This is a genomic window from Ureibacillus sp. FSL K6-8385 (assembly GCF_038593155.1).
GTDB classification, from domain to species: domain Bacteria; phylum Bacillota; class Bacilli; order Bacillales_A; family Planococcaceae; genus Ureibacillus; species Ureibacillus terrenus.
Window position 1 is genome coordinate 1,523,703 of sequence record NZ_CP151968.1, and the last position, 16,972, is coordinate 1,540,674.

General features: G+C 44.0%; 15 protein-coding genes. 2 read left to right on the forward strand and 13 right to left on the reverse strand.

Annotated features, from left to right (window positions below):
- Position 1 precedes the first annotated feature (1 nt).
- From NST62_RS07435 to gpr, 10 genes are all read right to left on the reverse strand, one after another.
- Positions 2 to 742 (reverse strand): 16S rRNA (uracil(1498)-N(3))-methyltransferase, encoded by a 741-nt coding sequence (locus NST62_RS07435; protein ID WP_141601355.1) that lies wholly within the window; start codon positions 740 to 742, stop codon positions 2 to 4.
- A 46-nt stretch (positions 743 to 788) separates the two neighbouring features.
- Positions 789 to 1,727 carry a 50S ribosomal protein L11 methyltransferase gene (prmA, locus tag NST62_RS07440; RefSeq protein ID WP_141601356.1) on the reverse strand — a complete coding sequence of 313 codons (939 nt, stop codon included), beginning with the start codon at positions 1,725 to 1,727 and terminating at the stop codon, positions 789 to 791.
- A gap of 34 nt (positions 1,728 to 1,761) precedes the next feature.
- Positions 1,762 to 2,916, reverse strand: coding sequence for a molecular chaperone DnaJ (dnaJ, locus tag NST62_RS07445; RefSeq protein ID WP_141601357.1), 1,155 nt, complete (start codon positions 2,914 to 2,916; stop codon positions 1,762 to 1,764).
- A gap of 377 nt (positions 2,917 to 3,293) precedes the next feature.
- Positions 3,294 to 5,120: a molecular chaperone DnaK gene (dnaK, locus tag NST62_RS07450; protein WP_141601358.1), complete on the reverse strand. Its 1,827-nt coding sequence runs from the start codon at positions 5,118 to 5,120 to the stop codon at positions 3,294 to 3,296.
- Between the two features lie 41 nt (positions 5,121 to 5,161).
- A complete protein-coding gene (gene grpE, locus NST62_RS07455; RefSeq protein ID WP_141601359.1) occupies positions 5,162 to 5,815 on the reverse strand; it encodes a nucleotide exchange factor GrpE in 654 nt (217 codons plus the stop codon).
- A gap of 22 nt (positions 5,816 to 5,837) precedes the next feature.
- Positions 5,838 to 6,863, reverse strand: a complete 1,026-nt coding sequence (gene hrcA / locus NST62_RS07460; RefSeq protein WP_141601360.1) for a heat-inducible transcriptional repressor HrcA — start codon at positions 6,861 to 6,863, stop codon at positions 5,838 to 5,840.
- A gap of 88 nt (positions 6,864 to 6,951) precedes the next feature.
- On the reverse strand, positions 6,952 to 8,094 hold the full coding sequence (gene hemW / locus NST62_RS07465; RefSeq protein WP_328219838.1) for a radical SAM family heme chaperone HemW: 1,143 nt from the start codon (positions 8,092 to 8,094) through the stop codon (positions 6,952 to 6,954).
- 114 nt (positions 8,095 to 8,208) lie between these two features.
- Positions 8,209 to 10,041: a translation elongation factor 4 gene (gene lepA, locus NST62_RS07470; RefSeq protein ID WP_141601362.1), complete on the reverse strand. Its 1,833-nt coding sequence runs from the start codon at positions 10,039 to 10,041 to the stop codon at positions 8,209 to 8,211.
- Between the two features lie 260 nt (positions 10,042 to 10,301).
- Entirely contained in the window at positions 10,302 to 11,105 is an 804-nt protein-coding gene (spoIIP, locus tag NST62_RS07475; protein WP_141601363.1) for a stage II sporulation protein P, read from the reverse strand.
- A gap of 42 nt (positions 11,106 to 11,147) precedes the next feature.
- Complete coding sequence (gene gpr / locus NST62_RS07480) at positions 11,148 to 12,182, reverse strand: GPR endopeptidase (protein ID WP_141601364.1); 1,035 nt, start codon at positions 12,180 to 12,182, stop codon at positions 11,148 to 11,150.
- Between the two features lie 153 nt (positions 12,183 to 12,335).
- Between gpr and rpsT the strand changes: the two genes are divergently transcribed.
- Positions 12,336 to 12,596, forward strand: a complete 261-nt coding sequence (rpsT, locus tag NST62_RS07485; protein ID WP_141601365.1) for a 30S ribosomal protein S20 — start codon at positions 12,336 to 12,338, stop codon at positions 12,594 to 12,596.
- A 113-nt stretch (positions 12,597 to 12,709) separates the two neighbouring features.
- Here rpsT and holA read toward each other — a convergent pair whose 3' ends face one another.
- On the reverse strand, positions 12,710 to 13,720 hold the full coding sequence (holA, locus tag NST62_RS07490) for a DNA polymerase III subunit delta (protein WP_342462782.1): 1,011 nt from the start codon (positions 13,718 to 13,720) through the stop codon (positions 12,710 to 12,712).
- A gap of 173 nt (positions 13,721 to 13,893) precedes the next feature.
- Here holA and NST62_RS07495 point away from each other — a divergent pair, with 173 nt between their 5' ends.
- Complete coding sequence (locus NST62_RS07495) at positions 13,894 to 14,058, forward strand: YqzM family protein (protein WP_141601367.1); 165 nt, start codon at positions 13,894 to 13,896, stop codon at positions 14,056 to 14,058.
- 47 nt (positions 14,059 to 14,105) lie between these two features.
- On the opposite strand, the gene NST62_RS07500 is transcribed toward NST62_RS07495, so the two are convergent.
- Complete coding sequence (locus tag NST62_RS07500) at positions 14,106 to 16,394, reverse strand: DNA internalization-related competence protein ComEC/Rec2 (RefSeq protein WP_342462783.1); 2,289 nt, start codon at positions 16,392 to 16,394, stop codon at positions 14,106 to 14,108.
- Complete coding sequence (locus NST62_RS07505; protein ID WP_328215967.1) at positions 16,378 to 16,947, reverse strand: ComE operon protein 2; 570 nt, start codon at positions 16,945 to 16,947, stop codon at positions 16,378 to 16,380. The genes NST62_RS07500 and NST62_RS07505 overlap by 17 nt, the downstream gene beginning before the upstream one ends.
- Between the last annotated feature and the right edge of the window lie 25 nt (positions 16,948 to 16,972).

Genomic DNA, 16,972 nt, shown 5'->3' on the forward strand with positions numbered 1-16,972 from the left:
TTCATTCAAATTCATAGGATATGGCAGAAAGCACATATAAAGGCGCCGTTTCTGCCCGCAAGATTCTTGGGCCTAAAGCAACAGGCATGGCTCCATGTTCCTTCATGGCCTCGATTTCTTTCCTTGAAATTCCGCCTTCTGGCCCAAAAATAAATAAAATCGACTTCGACTCACTATCATACACTTTTTTCAGCTGTTCCGCAAATCTTGTGCGCTTCCCCTTGGCCTCTTCCTCATCAGCCACGAACACTGCATCATAAGATGAAAAGGATTCCAGCAGTTGTCGGAATGAAAGAGGTGGCGAAATCAGCGGGACAAACGTCCGTTGGGACTGTTCCGCCGCTTCCTGCGCAATTTTGGACAATCGTTCGATTTTCCGGCCGCTCTTTTTTTCATCCCATTTCGCAATGGAACGTTCTGCCACAAAAGGGATTAATGCATGCATGCCCAATTCCGTCCCTTTTTGGGCAATGAATTCCAGCTTGTCCCCCTTTGGCAATCCGCAGGCAATATCCACTTGAACGGGCATTTCCGTGGAAGGAACCGTTTCACCCGTTTGTTCCGCGACCACTTCCTGCCCGACGGAAAGAATCGAGCACACATAAGCGGTGCCGTCGTTGACAACAACGATTCGATCCCCTTTTTTCATGCGCATGACTTTCGTGATGTGATGGGCCGGTTCGCCGACAATCGTTATCTGCTTCTGTCCGTTAAAAGGTTCGTTGATAAAATATCGCTGCATTCCGTCCTCCTAAAAGAAGGAGTTGCCTTGCCGACAACTCCGAAAATTATTTTTTCGCAATGATGGATACCCAATCTTCCAACATCAGAACTTCTTCAACGGCAAATCCCGATTTTTCAAGGGCGCTTTTCACTTCTTCTTTTTTTGCCCTGATGATTCCGGAAGTGATAAATGTTCCGCCCGGTTTCAGTACTGCATAGGCATCATCGGTAAACGTCACAATCACTTCAGCCAAAATGTTTGCGACAACAATATCCGCTTCCCTCGTTTCAACCTTATCCAATAAATTTCCTTCATGGACTTCCACAATCTTGTCTACATCATTTAATTTGACGTTCTCGGTTGCCGCCTTGACCGCAATCGGATCCAAATCAAGCGCAATCACTTTACCGGCTCCCAACAGCGCGGCTCCGATGGATAGAACTCCCGAACCGGTGCCTACGTCAATCACGATATCTCCAGGCTTCACCAATTTTTCCAATGCCTGCAGACACATCACGGTCGTTGGATGGGTGCCTGTGCCAAAAGCCATTCCGGGATCCAGTTCAATAATGATTTCATCCGAATTTTTCGGCTCGTAATCTTCCCATGTAGGGACAATGGTGAACCGCTCTGAAACTTTGACCGGATGATAGTATTGCTTCCATGACGTCGCCCAATCCTCTTCGTTCACTTCACAAGTGGTCAATATATTTTTGCCGATATTGATATTGAAATTTTTCAAGTTGGCGATTGCAAGTTTGATCTCCTCGATGGTTTCCGCCAGGAAGCTGGAAGCAGGAAGGTAGGCTTTGACGATCACCCCTTCGGCCGGATAATCGTCCGGATTGAGCTCGTAGATTTCCCCGAATTGATTTTCACGATTTTTCACGATTTCTGATGAATCTTCAATCACCACTCCGCTTGCCCCAGCTTCATGGAAGATATTCGAAACGGCTTCAACCGCTTCATTTGTCGTCAGCACCGATAATTCAGTCCATTTCACTTGCAATCACACTCCAATTTTTCCTCTTCATTCTTTATTTTGATTCACCTTTGAACGTTTTTTTTATCTTGTCAAATAAAGAACTTCCTTGTTCTTCCGGAATATCGCCGCTGATTTCGGCGAATTCACGGAGCAATTGTTTCTGGCGTTCTGTTAAGTTTGTTGGCGTAACCACTATGACATTCACGTATTGGTGTCCCTTGCCGTAGCCATGGATATTTTTTACGCCTTTATCTTTGATTCGGAATTGGGCGCCGGATTGAGTGCCAGGCGGTATTCTAAGTTTCACTTTTCCATAGATTGTCGGAACTTCAATCTCATCACCCAACGCCGCCTGCGGGAAGGTAATTTTCAGATCGTAGTAAATATCGTCGCCTTTTCGTACGAAGTATGGATGTTTGCCAACACTGAAAACAATATATAGATCCCCTGGAGGGCCGCCGTTGATGCCCGGTTCCCCTTGGCCGGCCACGCGCAATTGTTGGCCGTCATCGATACCGGCAGGGATGGTAATTTTAATTTTCTTCCGTTTTTTCACTCTTCCTTTTCCGCCGCAGACCGTACATTTTTCAACAATTATTTTACCAGTTCCGTGGCAGTGGCCACAAGTTCGTCGATTGACAATACGGCCCAATGGTGTGTCAATTGTTTGACTGATTTGTCCTGTACCGTTACATCTGTCGCATGTTTTTGGACTTGTTCCAGGTTTTGCTCCTGTTCCGTGGCATGTTTCACATTCTTCTTCGCGAGGAATTTCAATTTCCGTCTGTTTACCAAATACCGCATCTTCGAAAGAAATGTTCATGCGGAATTGCAAGTCGTCCCCTTTACGCGGTGCATTCGGATCTTTTCTTCGTCTTGAACCGCCAAAGAAACTGTCGAAGATATCTTCAAAGCCGCCGAAACCTCCAAAACCTCCGAAGTCTCCAAAATCGCCGAATCCTCCTCCGCCGCCAAAGCCGCCTTGTCCATTTACGCCGGCATGGCCGAATCGGTCATATTGGGCGCGCTTTTGGTCATCGCTTAACACTTCGTAGGCTTCATTGATTTCTTTGAATTTTTCGGCGGCATCAGGTTCTTTGTTGAGGTCGGGATGGTATTTTTTCGATAATTTCCGATATGCCTTCTTTATTTCATCCTTAGTGGCATCTTTGCTGACGCCAAGGACTTCATAATAATCGCGTTTCATACCTCACACTCGCTCTCTTTTACATAAGGTCTATTTTATCATATATGCTGAAATAATAGTGAAAGTTCTTTCAAACTTTCGATTATGATTTTGTCCTTGCCGCACCGCTTCTTATTAATTCCACATTTTTGGAAGCGTGCGCGAAAACTGCGTAATCTTGAAGTTTGCCAACAATTGTCCCCTATTCATGGAAAAAGTCAAAGACCAATAACGGCTTTGACTTCATCCGAACCATCTATTCAAACAACGAACAGTTCATGAATATGACAAGCCATGTTGATAAAGAAGGGGAAAGGCGGGTTGCGAAGGAGGGTTGGTGGGTGCTCTGGATGGAACCGCCTTTCCTTTTATCAACATGGCGAATTAACAATTTTTAATCATTTATCATCTTTTACTTCTTCAAAGTCTGCATCCACTACACCGTCGTCTTTTTTGCCTTCTCCCTGGTTATCTTGGCTTCCTTGCGCCTGTTGCGCGGCTTGCTGATAAACTTTTACAAGCAATGGCTGAAGAACGCCTTCAAGTTTTTGTTTTGCAGACTTGATGTCATCGATAGAACCTTCTTTTAAGGCTTTGGATAGTTCTTCTTTCGCTTCTGTTACAGATTTCTTTTCATCTTCAGTGATTTTATCGCCCAAATCTTTGAATGTTTTATCCACTTGGAACACTAATTGATCCGCTTCATTGCGAAGTTCCGCTTCTTCTTTTCGTTTTTTATCCGCTTCGGCGTTTTCTTCCGCTTCTTTGATCATGCGCTGGATTTCTTCTTCTGTTAAGCCGGAGTTGGATTGGATAACGATTTTTTGTTCTTTTCCTGTTCCAAGGTCTTTCGCACGCACAGATACGATTCCGTTTTTGTCAATGTCGAATGTAACTTCGATTTGCGGAACACCGCGTGGAGCAGGTGGAATGTCCGTTAATTGGAAACGGCCCAATGTTTTGTTGTCTGCAGCCATTGGACGTTCACCTTGCAGAACGTGAATGTCTACAGTTGTTTGGTTGTCAGCGGCAGTTGTGAAAATTTGCGATTTGGATGTCGGAATGGTTGTATTGCGTTCAATCAATTTTGTAAAGACGCCGCCCATCGTTTCGATACCCAATGAAAGCGGTGTTACGTCCAAAAGCACGATATCTTTCACTTCGCCGGAAATCACGCCTGCCTGGATGGCCGCACCCATCGCCACCACTTCATCCGGGTTGACACCTTTATGAGGCTCATGTCCAGTTTCGCGTTTCACCGCTTCCTGAACGGCCGGAATGCGCGTCGAACCTCCGACAAGGATGACTTTATCGATGTCTTTTGCTGTCAAACCGGCATCAGAAAGCGCCTGGCGGACAGGACCCATTGTGCGTTCCACCAAATCTCTTGTAAGCTCTTCAAATTTCGCGCGGGTTAAAGTAGTTTCAAGGTGCAAAGGACCCTCTGGACCGGCTGTGATGAATGGCAATGAAATTTGTGTAGACGTTACGCTTGATAATTCTTTTTTCGCTTTTTCCGCGGCATCTTTCAAGCGTTGCAAGGCCATTTTATCTTTTGATAAATCGATGCCATGTTCTTTTTTGAATTCTTCAATCAAATAATCCATGATTTTTTTGTCGAAGTCGTCGCCGCCGAGTTTATTATCGCCGGCAGTGGCAAGCACTTCGAATACTCCGTCACCAAGTTCAAGGATGGAAACGTCAAATGTACCGCCACCGAGGTCGAACACCAAGATTTTTTGATCCTCTTCCAATTTATCCAAACCGTAAGCAAGCGCAGCGGCAGTCGGCTCGTTGATAATCCGCTCCACTTCCAATCCGGCAATGCGGCCGGCATCTTTTGTCGCCTGGCGTTGGGCATCATTGAAGTAGGCAGGAACCGTAATAACCGCTCTCGTTACTTTTTCGCCTAAGTAGTCTTCGGCATAGCTTTTCAAATATTGTAAAATCATTGCAGAAATTTCTTGAGGAGTGTATTCTTTATCTTCAACTTTTACTTTGTAGTCAGTTCCCATGTGAGATTTGATGGAAAGGATTGTATTCGGGTTTGTAATGGCTTGCCGTTTTGCCACTTCCCCTACAAAGCGTTCGCCATTTTTAAATGCGACAGCGGAAGGAGTGGTACGGTTTCCTTCAGGGTTTGGAATGATTTTTGGTTCTCCGCCTTCCAATACGGCTACCACAGAGTTTGTCGTACCTAAGTCAATACCAATGATTTTACTCATATTCAATTTTGCCTCCTATTTCACACACAAATTTGAAATTCTTATTCATTTACAGAAACCATGGATGGTCTTAATACACGGTCTTTCAACTTATATCCTTTTTGCAATTCTTTCAGCACAATGCCGGATTCCTTTTCGGAATCGGACTCTTGCATGATTGCCTGATGGACATTCGGATCGAACGGTTCGCCCACAGCCGGAATCACTTCCAGGCCTTCTTTTTTCACCGCTTCGATCAAAGCGTGATAGACCATCTCTATCCCTTTATATAATGCTTTTGCATCTTCGGACTCCACTTTTACCTCAAGCGCCCGTTCAAAATTGTCAATAATCGGCAACAAATCCGTTAGAAGACTTTGGGCGCGGTATTTTTCAGCCGCCTGCAAATCAAGCTGGCTGCGTCTCCGCAAGTTTTCATAGTCGGCTCTCAGCCTTAAATACCGATCTTCATGCTCCGCTATTTTTGCTTCCAACTCGGCAATTTTCACTGTATATTCTTCCGTCGAAAGCTCTTCCGAAGAACTGTTTTCATCCGCTTTATCCGCCGCTTCCTCGATGTTTTCTCCGGCAAGAGCGGAATTATCAGCTTTGGAAGTTTCAGCTTTTTCTTCATTTGCAGCTGCTGTTTCATCAGCAGTTTCGACTTTCTCTAATGTTTCTTCCTGTTTGCTCTTGTTTTCAGTCGTTTCGGACACTGATAATCCTCCTTACTGTCCATCATTCAATTTTTTCCGATAAAGTTCTCGATAAACCTTTTCTTACCACGTCGAGCAGTGTGACGACCCGCTTATAATCCATCCGCGTCGGACCGATAATGGCAATGGCGCCGTTATGATCTTCCCCGGCAGAATAAGTGGCCGTGATGACGCTGCAGTTTACCACTGCAACATGGTTGTTCTCCGAACCGATGCGGATCGTAATTCCCTGTTTCACAGGCTGGAACAGGGAAATGACTTGATTCTTTTTGTCCATTAGATCCAATAATTGGCGGACTTTGTTAATATCATGGAACTCTGGCTGATTTAACATGTTTGTTTTGCCGCCAAAGTAAATTTTACTATCATTTTCCACAGATGCAACTTTTAACAACGATTGAATGATGGAATCAGCCATATGGACATGTTGTTTTAATACTTCGTACGTTTCTTTTTCCAATTTTGTATGAAGGTGAATCAACGGAACTCCAATAAGACGTTCATTCAATATATTTACAGTTTTTTCTATATCTGAAGAATCAAAGCCTTCAGGCAATGAAATCACTTTGTTTTCTACATGCCCCATATCTGTCACGATAATTGCGACAGCTGTTTGTTTCGAAATAGGAATAATTTGGAAACGCTTGACGCGATGATCCGTTACGCTTGGGCCCAATAAGATTGCCGTATAATTTGTCAAATCGGAAAGAATGCTTGCGGCTTCCCAGATAATTTGCTCAACTTCGACCTTCTGTTTTTCAAAGACGGATTGTATCATTTGAATCTCTTCGACGGACATGCGCATTGGTTGCAACAAATGGTCAACGTAATAACGGTATCCTTTTTCGGAAGGAATGCGTCCTGAAGACACATGCGTTTTTTCTAAATATCCAAGTTCCTCCAAATCCGCCATTTCATTGCGGATTGTGGCAGGTGAATAATTGATTCCTTTTTTCTTTGAAATTTGACGTGATCCTACAGGCTGAGCAGATGTAACAAAATCATCAACAATTACCCGCAAAATTTGCAATTGACGCTCAGTTAACATAAAACCACCTCTGTTAGCACTCGTTTGCAGAGAGTGCTAATGCTATAATTAAATTAACAAAACAATGAATTGGTGTCAATGAAATAACCTACTCGCACAATAAAAATTGCCGAAACACCTCATTGCCCAAAAAGCGCCCTTTTTTCGTCAACCTTATCCTTCCCTCATCTTCCGTCAGCAATCCTTCATTGACCAGTTTGCTGATAATGCCTCCATATTTTTCTTTCATGGAAAAGCCCATTTTCTGTTCGAAGCGTTCGAAGGAAACCCCTTCATTTTTCCGAAGCCCCAAAAACATTTCTTCTTCGCATTTTTCCATTAAGGTCACTTCATGTTGATGGAGAATCGGCAATTGTCCCATATTGACCGCTTGCAAATATTTTTTGATCGGACCATGATTGGAGTAGCGTATGCCTTTGATATACCCGTGGGCCCCGGCACCAAAACCGGCATATTCGTCATTATCCCAATAAATTTTATTGTGGATGGATTGATAGCCGTCCTTTGCGAAATTGCTGATTTCATATTGATGGAGCCCATTCATTTCCATTTTGTCCATCAACATCTCATACATTTTCGCCTCTGTTTCTTCTTCCGGCAAATGGAGCTTTCCCCTCATGTATTGTATGTAGAAAACCGTTTTGGGCTCCACAATCAGTGAATAGGCGGAATAGTGGGGCAAATTCAATGCAAGGGCCTTTTCCAGGGTGTCTTCCCACTGTCCGTCCGACTGCCCCGGAAGCCCATACATCAAATCGATGCTGATATTTTCAAATCCCGCTTTGAATGCATCGTCAATTGAACGATAAACTTGATCAATCGTATGGGTTCTGCCGAGCCGGCGGAGGAGCTGTTCGTCAAAAGATTGAACCCCCAGGCTCAAGCGGTTTACTCCCCCGTTTTTTAAGACCTTTAATTTCTCGATGGTGAGCTCGTCCGGGTTAGCTTCTGCGGTAAATTCCATCACGTCGGTTGTCAAATGTCCGCCAATCAGTTCAAGAAGACGTTCGAGTTGGCTTGGTGAAAGGGCTGTCGGAGTGCCGCCCCCCAAATAGATCGTTTCTATATTTGAAAACTGTTCCGGCGATCGATTCAAAGCCATCGCAATCTCTTTCCCCACCGCTTCGATATATTCATCGACCGGCTGATTGCGAAAATATACTTTATTGAAATCGCAGTAATTGCAGATTTGGTGGCAGAAAGGAATATGGATGTAAACCCCCCGAACCATTCGATCCCTTCTTTCCTATTATTATCTAACTATTGTACATTTTCATCCGTAAAATTCAAAGAAAAACGAAGTGAATCCCCATGCGGATCCACTTCGTCTTCGTTCAGCCGATCGTCATTTTTTATTTTCATCATCCATTTTCAAGACGGCCATAAACGCTTCCTGAGGGATTTCAACGGAACCGACTTGTTTCATCCGCTTTTTCCCTTCTTTTTGTTTTTCAAGAAGCTTGCGTTTCCGCGAAATGTCGCCGCCATAACATTTTGCCAAGACGTTTTTGCGCAGCGCCTTGATTGTTGAACGGGCGATAATTTTCGTTCCGATGGCCGCTTGCACAGGCACTTCGAATTGCTGGCGAGGAATGAGATCTTTCAACTTTTCCACAAGGGCTTTTCCCCGTTCATATGCAAAGTCGCGATGGACAATAAAGCTCAAAGCGTCCACCTTTTCCCCATTTATCAAAATATCCATTTTTACAAGTTTGGATGGCTTGTAGCCAATCAATTCATAGTCGAAAGAAGCATAACCTTTCGTACTGGATTTCAAATGATCGAAGAAATCATACACGATTTCAGAAAGAGGCATTTCATAAATCAGGCTGACGCGCGTTGTATCTAGGTAATCCATATTGATAAAAGTGCCGCGCTTTCTCTGGCACAATTCCATGACAGCGCCAACATAATCATTCGGCACCATAATGGTCGCCCTCACATACGGTTCCAGCACTTGGTCAATTTTTTGGGTCGGCGGCATCAACGATGGATTGTCCACCTTCACCTTTGTGCCATCCGTAAGCTGCACTTCATAGATTACCGATGGCGCAGTTGTGATCAGATCGAGATTGAACTCCCTCTCAAGGCGTTCCTGGACAATTTCCATATGCAAGAGGCCCAAAAAGCCGCAGCGGAATCCGAAGCCCAGGGCCTGGGAAGTTTCCGGTTCGAACTGTAATGCGGAATCGTTCAGCGCCAATTTTTCCAACGCATCCCGCAAATCGTTGTATTTGGCCGTATCAATCGGATAAAGGCCGCAGAACACCATCGGATTCAATTTCCGGTAACCCGGAAGCGGCTCTTTCGCCGGACGGTCCGCATGGGTGATCGTATCGCCGACATTCGTGTCACTGATATTTTTAATCGAAGCGGTAATGTATCCGACATCTCCAACCGTCAATTCCTCCATAGGCACGACTTTCGGTGTATGTACCCCGACTTCGACCACTTCATATTCCGCACCTGTCGCCATAAAGCGGATTTTATCTCCGGGCTTGACCGTGCCGTTGACAACCCTTACCAATACGACAACGCCTTTGTAGGAATCATAATAAGAGTCAAAAATCAGCGCCTGCAGCGGTTCGTCCGGATCTCCGGAAGGCGCCGGAATCTTTTCCACGATTTGCTCCAACAGCTCATCGATCCCGATGCCGGCTTTCGCGCTCGCCAGCACCGCATCTTCCGCATCCAGCCCTATCACATCTTCAATTTCTTTGCGCACTTTTTCAGGGTCTGCCGCGGGCAAATCGATTTTATTGATGACCGGCAAAATCTCCAAATCGTTATCGAGCGCCAGATAAACATTCGCAAGCGTCTGAGCCTCGATTCCCTGCGCGGCATCCACGACCAAAATGGCCCCTTCGCAAGCAGCCAAACTTCTGGACACCTCATAAGTGAAATCGACATGCCCCGGAGTGTCAATCAAATGAAAAATATATACGTTTCCGTCTTTTGCCTTGTATTTTAATTGAACGGCATTTAATTTAATGGTAATTCCCCGTTCCCGTTCAATGTCCATGGAATCCAGCAGCTGATCTTTCATTTCCCTTTCGGTTAATGCCTGCGTTTTTTCCAAAATGCGGTCCGCCAACGTGGATTTCCCATGGTCGATATGGGCGATAATGGAAAAGTTTCTGATGCGTTTTTGGCGTTCTAATCGTTCTTCGCGATTCATATCTCCACTCCTAACAAATGCCTCCATGCGACGGGCTTGTCCATATCGCAGGAGGCTTAACCTTTCTCTATCAAAATTGATTTTAGATTTTTCCCAAATGATTATACAAAAAATGATAAACTAAGTTGAATTATACTATGAAGTATAACGAAAGCACAATAATAAACAAGTGTAGTAAATAAAGGAATACAAAATTCTTCAATATACAAAAAAATAGCGTTTAATTATGAAACTTAAACGCTACAAGAAAGAAATGAAAATTATTTTCGGGCCAAGCCGTTTGCCACCGCCTGGGCCAGTACCGCAGCCGTCCGGTACACCTCATCTTCAGTATTGTCGATTCCCCCGATTTCAATTAAAACGAATTCCTTCGCCAGGTCCTGGTTATAAACTCCATCCACTCCGGTCCCTTTTTTCTCAATAATTCCTTTGGAAATATTGGGGATGATTTGATTCATGGCATTGCTGATGGATTGGGCAACCGCTTTATTATGCTTATAGTTCGGATTCTCCGCGCCGATGACAAAAGACGCTTTTGCATAGGAAACGTCTTTATGGACAACGGTCGTTTTATTGCGGGAAGTGGAATCCCGATGAATATCCAGAATCAAATCATAATGATTGTTCTTTAATTCTTCGGCAATATAAGGCCTAGCCGTTTTATATGCTTCATGAAAACCCTTTCCTTTTTGCTTCATGACGTCCATTACATCCACCTGGAGGGTTTTCGCCGAAATCCCGTTCAATCGGAAATAATCTTCGAACAGCTTATGCATCGAAAATAAATTTGTTTTGCTGTCATACACGGCGACCATTCCCTTTTCGTTTTCCAACAATGGCTTATAAGTTTCATGGGAATGGGTAAATACGAGCAGCACTTTGTAAGCGTCTGCCGGAGGCGCAACATCAGACACTACCAAATCATTGGAAGCAAAGAGAATTTTTTCTTCTGGCGCAGCAGGGACAAACTTTTCGTTGTTTGGAAACGGCAAAAGTCCTATCACAATCGGTAACGAGAAAAAGAACAGCAGCGTGAATACAAGTCCTTTAATTTTTCTTACCATAGCATCCTCTCCTTCCACTACGATATGGAAGGAAGAGAATTTTTAGAACTGGTTGACTCTATTCTCTATCCATTGGAAGAGGCAATTGCTGATCAATGTTGAATATTTCGTCATCCAAAGGTCCACTTCTTTAGGAGTGACGATTAATCTTTGGGAATCGGATAAAAGCACTTCTTCGAACAATTGTCTCCGTTCCGCTTTCGACCAGGTCGACCATTCGCCGAATATCGGCCGTACAAGATTTAAATCGACTTCCCCTTCCGTGTCGGAAGTCCATGTTGTGACAGAAAGTTTTCCGGAAGGTCTGTCTTTTTCCTGGATTTTTGTCGCAATGGAACGAAAAACTTTATCCACCGCATCCGCAATGATGACTGTCGCATCCACCACCGTCGGAACCCCGATCGCTGTAACGGGCACCCCCAATACTTCCTTAGAGATTTCAGCCCGTTGATTCCCGACGCCCGAACCCGGATGGATGCCGGTATTTGTAATTTGAATGGTTTTGCATAATCTGGAAGATCCCCTAGTCGCCAATGCGTCGATGGCGAGCACCAGGTCCGGGCGGATTTTTTCAGTCAGCGCATGGACAAATTCGCTTGTTTCAAAGCCCGTTTGTCCCGTAACTCCAGGGGCGTATAAAATGAATTGTTCGACATGGTTTTCCAACTGTCTTGCCTGCATGGCATCAATCGTTAATGGACCGATGGCATCCGGGGTAATCGTTCTGTTTCCAAGACCGATGACCAATACTTTGCTTTCCTTCGTCAGCGGAATGTCTTGATGAATTTCATCAATGTATTTGAGGAAGGATTGTTCCAGCTGCTCCATTCCCTCATGATCTTCAATATTCAGCGAGGGAACCGTCAAAGTGATATATTGCCCCTCTTTTTTTCCTATTTCTTTCGAGCCCTCTTTATTGACAAGCACTTTTGTCACTTTTACCCGTTTCTCGGTATATTCTTCAAAAATGACACCTTCCGACTCATCCAATTTCTCTTTTTGCTGTTTCGTTTGGTGTTGGACGACCTCTTCCGTCTCATCGATCAGGTCTGTTCGATACCAGTTGGTTTCTTGCATTTTAATCACCTCTTTTCTATCATGGTCATTCTGTCAAGTAAATATTCTTTAGTTATGTATTGCAATTATAGGTATCCTTTTGTATAATGTTTTTTGTTGTATTGACAAAAGTTTTAGAGAAATTGTCATCTCGTTGGTTTAGGAGGTGAAAAAATGCCAAATATTAAATCAGCAATCAAACGCGTGAAAACTAGCCAAAAAGCTAATGCTGCAAATTCTTCTGCAAAATCAGCAATGCGCACAGCAGTGAAAAAAGCGGAACAAGCTATCGCAAACAAATCTGAAAACGCTCAAGAATTGGTGGTTTTAGCATCTAAAGCTCTTGACAAAGCTGCAAGCAAAGGAATCATCCATAAAAATACGGCAGCCCGCAAAAAATCTCGCCTTGCAAAAAAATTAGCGAAAGCGAACTAAAATAAAAAGATCAATTGTTCTTACGACAATTGATCTTTTTTCTTGGCATGATCATGCTTCCAAAAAGAAATTAGGCCGCAGTATGATAGCCTAATTTCTTTTTTATATGCCTTCTACAGGCTTTTCATTAAGAACATTTCCAAATATCTTTCCCTGTTTCCCCCGGCCGTTTTCAATTGCAGATCGATTTCAGCAAGCTCATTTAGCGCTTTCAGCAACCGCTCTTCCGTTGGCCGGTCCTTTCTTTCCAGCATCAGCTTTACCCTGTAAGGATGGATTTTTAATTGTTTTGAAATATGGGCTGGCGGGTACCCTTTTTTATGAAGATAATAGACGCTGTTCATCGTTCTGATGTTGTTTGCAAGCAAACCTACCAATTTGATCGGCTCTTCTTTTTGCCGCAATAAATCATGATAGATTTGCAGCGCTTCCGAAACATTGCGGGCAAAATAGGCATTCAGCATTTTAAACGCATCATGTTCAAGGGTTTTGGCGACAAGATCTTCCACCACATCTTTTGTAATGTTGTTTTCTTCTCCCAAATAAAGGGCCAATTTCTCAATCTCCATTTGAAGCTGGTTCATATTTTCCCCGACCATTTCAACGAGCTTGTCCAACGCTTCATCTTCAATCGTTTTCCCCCATCTTGCGGCCTCGCTACGGATCCAGACCGCCAAATCTTTGTCATCGAGGGATTCTGCGTGAAGCATGACGGTTGTTTCCTTCATGAGCTTTGTAATTTTTTTCCGTTCGTCCAGTTTTTCATATGGTGCTGTAAAGATCGTCACCGCAAAATCGGAAGGGTTCTTTAGCCAGTTTTCCAGACGCTTCAAGTCATGGTCGATTTTTTCCGCCCCTTTTTCGACAGGTTTCAAAAAGGCTGCATTTCTTGCAACAATCAGTTTCCGTTCAGATAGAAAAGGAAAGGTATCCGCTTCTTCCATCACAAAATCGACCGGCGTTTCTTCCAGGTCGAATGTCGTCATTTCCACTTCTTCCTGTCGGCTTAGCGCGTTTTTGATGCGTTGAATGGTTTCATCGATGAAATACGTTTCCTCCCCGTAAATGCAATAAACAGGGTCGATCTTCCCGTCTTCAATCTCTTTCCATACTTTCACAAACATTTCGCAAACCTCCAAGTTGTTCGTAAACAATAGTATACACGATTTGCAGGAAGAACTGTATTTTTTGTATAAAATGTGTCAAAATGAAAGAGAAAAGTAAGAGAATTTCAACAATCTGATATAGCTTTTTATACACTATTGACTTATAATGTTTTTGAGTAGGAGGTTATCATATGGCACATCTTAACGAAAATCATGTGACACATAATCCATTCGAAGGCGAAAATGCTTCTTGCAAACGCAATGATGCAGTAGACGCCGGAGTAGGCTTCTTGGTATCATTCATTTTCTTTGTATTAATGTTCGTTATTGCAATCATTGTTGATGCAGTTGCGTAATTCTTAAAAAATAGAGTGTAGACAAATGTCCGTCTACACTCTATTTTTTATTCCTGTTTGTTGCTTGATGTCACTCTCATCGTCTGATTCTTTACAGTGATTTCAATCGTGCCCGCGTCGCCTGTCGTCATCGTTTTTAAACCGTATTGATGAAACCGTTCCACCACTTCCTTATGAGGATGGCCGAAGCGGTTGTTTTCGCCGGCGCTGAAAATCGTAAGCGCCGGCCGGAACCGTTCAACAAATTCTTCGCTGCTTGATGTCCTGCTTCCATGATGCCCCGCTTTCAGCAAATCCAATTCGGGCAGCGTCGGATATAAAGCGATCAGTTTCCGTTCTCCTTCCGCTTCCAAATCCCCCGTAAACATTGCGTCAAATCCTCCCTTTTTCATGTAAAGAACCAGGGAATCATTATTCCCTTCATACTCTGCATCCTGAGGCCACAGGTATTGAAAGTAAACGTCCCCATCCTTCCATGAATATCCCGCAATTTGTTCTTTGATGGGCACCCGCTGCTTTTTTGCTACGTCCAATAATTCCTTCATCACTGGTTCGGATAAGGAGGAAGGTGACACATGAATCTCTTCCGCCCGAATTTCTTCCAATATTTCTTCCGCCCCTTCCACATGGTCGCTGTCGGCATGGGATAAAATGAATACATCAATTTTGGAAATTCCTTTCCCCTTCAAAAACGGTACGACAATTTGCTTTGCCACCTCAAACGGCTCCCGTTGCTTCCATTCTTCTTGGCCAAAACGCAGAACTCCTCCCGAATCAATCACATATACCTTTCTCCGATATGGGAGTTCAATCACTATGCAATCCCCCTGCCCCACATCCACAAAGTTGATGACAAGATGGGGATTCACTTTTCCCTGGAAATAAAGCAACAACAGCGGAATACATAAAACTGGTACAACTGCTCTCCAATTTGCCCGGCAATCCAGTAAGTATAAAGCAATGAAAATGCTGATATAACAAATGCCCATCAGCAACAAGGATGGCTTTCCTGGCATCCACAGCTGATAAGGCAAGGATTGCAAAAAGAAAGTCATCTTTGCAATCATCATGCGCAAAGGCTCATAAAGTTCAAAAAAACATCGGGAAACTGGGTCTGGGAGAAAGGAAAGAAAGAGAAGTACAATATTGGTTGGCAAGATTGCAAAGGAAAAGAGAGGCACATATATCAGATTGGCGAATAACGAGGAAATGCTTAGTTCATAGAAATGGTACAGCAACAGAGGGTATACAATGATTTGAGAAAAGAAAGTGACATAAAACGATTTCGCCCACCAGGATTTTTGGGTTTGCAGAAAGTTGCTAGAATACACCAGACCGGCCGTTGCCAGGAAAGAAAGTTGAAACCCGATTTGATAAATCGCCCAAGGTTCCAGTAAAACGAAGCCGATAAAACTGATTGCAAGGGCGTCATCCACGGCAAGCCTCCGCTTCCATCGGGAAATCATAAGGAGTTCGGCGACCGCCACCGCTCTCCAGACGGATGGGGCTCCTCCGGCAAGGATTGCATAGCCTGGAAGGAGAGACATAAGCAAAATTGCCGCCAGTTCCCGCCTGATGCGCAGCCGGATCAGACTCTCAAACACAATCCAAGACAACACCGCGATGTGCAATCCGGATATGGCAAACAAATGGGTGATTCCCAGCTTTTGATAAGCCCGTTTTGTTTCATCCTCCACATCTTCCTGCAGGCCGATGAGCAGGGCCTCCGCTTCAGGCGCCAAAGAGGAAGGAAAAGTTTCTTCTATATGTTTTTCAAGAGAAAACCGCATCTGGTTTATAAACTGGTGCAAAGAGCCCGCCGAACCAACATATTGCATCGATTCGACTTTGACAATGCCCATGGCGCCATGACTTTTTAAATAATCATTCATATCAAAGCTGTAGGCATGATGGGGCCTTTTCGGCTCCTCCCATTCACCATCTATCAAAAATTTCCTACCAGCCAAAGGCATTTCTTCAAATCGCCTTTTCTCTTGTTCGGAACGCAATTGATACTTGACGTACACTTTCCTCCCATTTTCGTCTTTCATAAACCCTTTTACAAGATCCCCATTTATTTTATAATCGGCCGTCCATGCGTAAAACCCGGGCAAAACAGCCGGCTTTTCAATTTCATTCAATAGGGACGAAAAATAACCGAAAGATGCGATGCCGGATAATAAAATGGCAGCCATTAGGAAAGGATGAAACTTTTTGTAATGGGCATGTAAAACGATCGGAAAAAGAAGGAGTAAAAACAATGGGGTCTCATGGGCGCCAATGGAGGCAACGAGCACAGCCAAGGCCAAATAAACCCATTTATGTTTCAGATCCAAACAGCTCCTTCACCTTCTGTTCGTACCGGGATAATTCTTTTTCGTTTGCTCCCAATTCACGCAGCTTGTCCAGCAAATCGACCATCAATTGATACTTTTCCTGCCTTAAAAAATCAATTTTTGTCTCATCAAACGGAACATGGACCACTTGCACCCCGGCTTTTTCAAATAATTCGATGGCATAAGGGTCATTTTTATAATCGCTTGCATAGTATACATTTTGGATTCCGGCCTGAATAATGGCTTTGGTGCAATGCAGGCAAGGAAAATGAGTGACATAAATATCCGCGCCCTTCGTCGGAATGCCGTATTTTGCACATTGCAGGATTGCATTCATTTCTGCGTGGATGGTGCGCACACAATGATGATCCCGGATGTAGCATCCCTTGTCGATGCAATGCTCAGCACCGGAAATGGAGCCGTTATAGCCGCCCGCAATAATGCGTTTTTCCCTGACGATTGTTGCTCCGACGCTGAGTCTTGGACAGGTGCTGCGCAATGCCAACAAATGGCTTTGTGCCATAAAATATTGATCCCAAGTAATTCGCTCCATATGATTACCTCCATAGTCATGATTC